This window comes from Frankia sp. CoWAU3 (assembly GCF_977971855.1).
Genome location: NZ_CDWWXB010000206.1, coordinates 1 through 2,770, shown reverse-complemented (window position 1 = coordinate 2,770; position 2,770 = coordinate 1). Strand labels below are relative to the sequence as shown.

General features: G+C 71.3%; 2 protein-coding genes. Both read right to left on the bottom strand.

All coding sequences use genetic code 11. The annotated features are described in order from the left end of the window. Positions 1 to 154: 154 nt before the first annotated feature. The gene (locus tag AC08ON_RS15335) at positions 155 to 1,309 is read right to left on the bottom strand and encodes a hypothetical protein (protein ID WP_476608158.1); all 1,155 of its coding nucleotides are present in this window, start codon (positions 1,307 to 1,309) and stop codon (positions 155 to 157) included. Positions 1,310 to 1,360: 51 nt separating this feature from the next. Continuing rightward, positions 1,361 to 2,770: hypothetical protein (locus AC08ON_RS15330; RefSeq protein ID WP_476617211.1), on the bottom strand; the 1,410-nt coding region annotated here is incomplete at its 5' end.

Here is a 2,770-nt window from a genome sequence, read left to right as displayed (position 1 = left end):
CGGCGAGGGCCTGCGCCTTGGAGATGCCGGGACGCCCGGCGATCGGGTAGTTCATCGAGTCGGACTGGTCCAGCAGAAAGATGAAGCAGCCCGGGGCACGCCGGTCGATCTGCTTGGTGTAGGGTATGGGCTTCGCGCTTCCTCAGGAGTCGGATCAGTACCGGGGGAGGTGGTCGTCGGCAGAGAGAGCGCCCGGGGGATCGTCCGCCGGGTTCGTCGGGAGGATGTCCGGCCAGGGCTCGCCGGCGCCCACCCGCCATGAGTTCGGGCATGCGCGGCAGGCGTAGGACGCGTCGACCTGGATGCTCCCGCACGAGCACTGCGGGTCCTCCAGCAGCGTCCGTCGATCGATCACCTCGACTCCGATCGGATGGACGGCGGCGCCCGGTCCCGGGGGGCCCGGGCGCCGAGGCGGGAGCGGACGCGGGAAGTCGGCCGGCGGGAAGTCGGCCGGCGGTGCCGGCCGCGGGTACCTAGTCGGCGGGAAGTCGGCCGGCGGGAAGTCGGCCGGCCGGAAGTCCCGGGGCGACGTCGGTTCCGGGTAGGTGCCGCGACCGGTCACGGCGTGGACGAAGCCGGCCAGCGGAACCACGGCAAGGCCGACCGCGAAGATCAGAAGCCAGCGCAGCGCGGTGCCGATCCGGCCGGGGCCGTGGGTGCCGTCGTGCACCGAGGCCGGCACCAGGACCTTGTGGTCGTCACCGATCGCCTCGACCGTGTCCGGAAGTGCCTCGGCTACCTTGTGGACGTCCGGGCGGGCACCCGGACCGACGGCGACGAGCAGCCGGGCGCCGACCTCGGCGAGCCGGGGGACGTCGGCGGCCGGCACCCCGAGCAACGGAACGCCGGCCGTGGACGATGCCGCAGGTGGGGTGTAGGCGGTGAAGACCGGGCCGTCCTTTCCCGTGCCGCGGGTGAATCGGGGCGGGAGCGGGACGTGGAGCAGCTCACCGTCCTTGAACGGGTGATCGGCCACGGCGTCCGGGTTGATCCCGAGTGCCGCGGCAATCTGCTCCCGGGTCTCCCCGGCCCGCACCTTGTACTGGATGAACAGCTCGGGCTCGTCCGGCTGCGGCGCCGACGACGCCACGAGTATCACCTGGTTGACGTCGTTGCCGCCGGCCGCCCGCAGGGCCTGGTCGGCGGAGGTCGTCACCAGGATCCTGATCGGCGACGGAGCCGTTCCGCCTCCGCCCGAGATCAGGCCGACGACGGCGATCGTGACCGCGGCCACGAGGATGCAGACCCCGATGATCCGCCGGTGGCGGCTCGGCCACGCGGTGTCGTCCGGCCCGCCTGACGGCGTCATGCCGCCTCCCATCGGTTGTCTCGAATGTCTCGAGCCTTCGGTCGTCTGGTGTCATCCCACGGTGAGGATGATCAGGATGAGTGCGAGGATGGCCAGGGCCGCGAGGACGAGAGCCGCCGTGCGCGACCCGGAGCCGCGGTTCGGCACGGATCCGGGGGGCGACGCCCGCCGCGCCCCGTCGCCGGCCGCGGAGGTCGTGCCGCCCTGACCCGCCGAGGGACCGGTGTTCGGCGATGTCCTGGTCGTCGCGTCCCAGAGATTCCGTCCCGCGGCTGGGGTGCCTGGGGTGGCCGGGGTGCCTGGGGTGCCTGGGGCTCCCGATGGAGAGGGCGGGATCGCCCAGCCCTGGCTGGGATCGATCGGCTTCGTCGGGACGGAAGCCTGGCTCGGTTCCCACCAGGAACTCCCCGCGCCGAGGGACGGCGCGACCGCCTCGCTGACAGGCGCGTCCGGCAGGGCGCTGTCGGCGTCGCGCAGCAGCGTTGGCAAATCGACGTCAACCGCCGGCGGCCCGAGGCAGAAGCGCCTCAGCAGCGGGACGAGCCGACGGACCTCGCCGTCCCGGCTTGCGGCGAGTCGTGACCAGATCGGCGTGTGGTCGGGCTGGGCGAGGTCGGACGCGCTCAGGATGAGGTTCTCGTCGCGGTGGAACTCTTCCCACAGGGCCGGGTCGGCGGCGACCGCCAGCACCGAGAGGTAGATGACGAGACCCGGGAAGGTGTCGACGCGGCGGTCCCAGTAGCCCGTCGCCTGCCGGCGGGGGTGCTGGTAGTGGCGATGTCCATGCTCGTCCGGCGGTAGGTGCGCGACCGCCGGGACCCAAACCGAGTCCAGGTCCACGAGGCGTACTGAACCTTGTTCGGTGACGAACACGTTGCCGTGCTGCAGATCGCCGTGGGCGATCTCGGCCTTGCTCATCTCACCGAGTAGAAGCTTCCATCCGGCGGCGAGGTCACGCAGCGCTTCCGGAGATGCGAGGTGCTGGCGGACGTAGGTCCGCAGGGTGGTGCCCTGGACCTGGTCCATGACGACCACCGGCCACCATTTCTCGCCGACCCGCACTCCCTGCGCGACCCACTCGGCTTTCGGGAAGGCTGACAGCACCCGATGACGACGTAGATGATTCGTTACCGCCGCATAGCGTTCGGCTCCGCCGGTCAGCGGCCGGGTCGGACAGCGCAGCGCGAAGGCACTGCCCGTCGCAGCTCCGAAGAAAACGACCGCCGACTCGCCGGTGACCTGCACCGGGGCACCGAAAGCGTCCCGTTCGAACCGGGCGGTCCGCAGCCGTGGATCCGTGAATACCTCCGCGCCAGTGGAGACCGCAGCCTCGAACTGGCCACCATTCGGCCAAACTCCCGCGCCGAGCACGCCGCTTCCCCCTGGGACGGACCGTCGGAAGTAACCGCCACCGTCGTTCAACCGGTGATCGTCCTTGCCCGTCGGACATTGAGCCTTTCC

Bases quoted from the DNA above. Each gene is read 5' to 3' on its own strand.
- AC08ON_RS15335 (WP_476608158.1), bottom strand. From the start codon at position 1,309: ATGACGCCGTCAGGCGGGCCGGACGACACCGCGTGGCCGAGCCGCCAC.